This window comes from Microcystis sp. LE19-41.2A (assembly GCF_027530405.1).
Taxonomy (GTDB): Bacteria; Cyanobacteriota; Cyanobacteriia; order Cyanobacteriales; family Microcystaceae; genus Microcystis; species Microcystis aeruginosa.
The window spans coordinates 1-1,383 of the sequence record NZ_JAPZQJ010000052.1 but is presented as its reverse complement, the minus strand read 5'-3'; the positions used below and the strand labels follow the sequence as shown (position 1 = coordinate 1,383).

2 protein-coding genes are annotated in these 1,383 nt (G+C 35.1%); both read left to right on the top strand.

What is annotated here, in order from left to right; all coding sequences use genetic code 11:
* On the top strand, nucleotides 1-188 hold a 188-nt coding region (locus O9290_RS02540), incomplete at its 5' end, for a transposase (RefSeq protein ID WP_288086647.1).
* Nucleotides 189-391: 203 nt separating this feature from the next.
* Nucleotides 392-1,156 (top strand): hypothetical protein, encoded by a 765-nt coding sequence (locus O9290_RS02535; RefSeq protein WP_288057030.1) that lies wholly within the window; start codon nucleotides 392-394, stop codon nucleotides 1,154-1,156.
* The last annotated feature ends 227 nt before the right edge of the window (nucleotides 1,157-1,383 follow it).

The window sequence follows — 1,383 nt, the reverse complement described above, 5'->3', positions numbered from 1 at the left end:
CCAAGAGTTGTCAAACAATCCGAAACTGGTTTGGAGAAATAATTAGTTATTTCGAGCGAAGGACAACGAATGGGGTGGTCGAGGGAATCAACAATAAACTTAAACTAATAAAACGGAGAGGCTATGGCTTGAGAAACTTTCGGAATTTTTGGGTTAGAAGTATGTTATCTTGGCATCTTGTATGTTGATTTAGCATAAAGGGTAACGAAGAGCCACCTTTCTTTGTGGTGCGTTACGGCAATATTTAGCTCTTGATTTTTTCCCTAAAAACAAGGGATTGCCTAACGCACCCTACTTGACTTGACTGCTGAAACAATCCAGTAAAAATAGACAATGATAGGTTACAATATTATTGTTCTATATATCACCTATCTAGCCTTTGATAAAATTTATGGAATCATCTACTCTACCGATTCATAATCCAGCCGAACGTTTATTAATTATCCTACAAAGATGTTCTCCAGACGAAACTGACGAATCAGTTCAAGCAGTTTTAGCAAGAGCAATGGAAGTGAAAAATGACACTGATTCTGTTCAGAAAGGGTTGATTCAATTACTACAGCTTATTTATCATATAGAAGATCAACTACAATATTTTCCTTCAAGAAAACAGTCTTCCTATAAAGAACTTATGAAACAAATTAAGGATGAATTAATTAGTGTATTTTCAAGACTTGAAATGTCTTGGTCAAATTCTTTCTTACAGCCATTAAACTCTCCTGAATGGTACGCTCTACATTGGCTTCCTTCTTGTGTAGAAGATTTTGAGGAAATATATTTAAGCAAAGAGGATTTGAACAGGTTAAGGGAAGAAATCTTAGGTTTAATTCAAATGATTGACGATAGCAAAATTACGCAAGAGTTTAAACAATTTCTGCTGATTAAATTAAATGAAGTCCTAGAAGCTCTTAACAAATTTTACATCGTTGGCTATAATGGTCTTCGCAAGGAAATTTTGGCTACCCTCACCGAGGTGGGAATTAATCAAGTCGAAGGTGAAGATAAGGAAACCAAGAACAATATATCCCAAAAGTTGCAGGAATTTTTCACAAAAATAGTTCCAGAAAAAGCACAAAAGATTAATCCGCCAATTAGTCTCCTTGTAAATAGTTATAAGCTTGCAGAAATGTTCAAAATTTTACCTCCAGGTAATTAACAAAAAAGGGTTGCTATCATATTTAAATCTTAGATTTTGGGGTTCTTCGTTACTTGGTATGGTTCGATAGGGGGGCATAAATCGACTAAATCCTTATCTGGCAAGAGACTTAATTGATTAGTTCGCTCTAGATAAGAAATAATTGACAAAAATCGCTAAATGCCTTTCTATATAAGGGTTCCATCCCTTATAACCCCCGTCCATTGCATAACACAAACCGAAGAGCC

Bases quoted from the DNA above. Each gene is read 5' to 3' on its own strand.
- O9290_RS02535 (WP_288057030.1), top strand. From the start codon at position 392: ATGGAATCATCTACTCTACCGATTCATAATCCAGCCGAACGTTTATTA.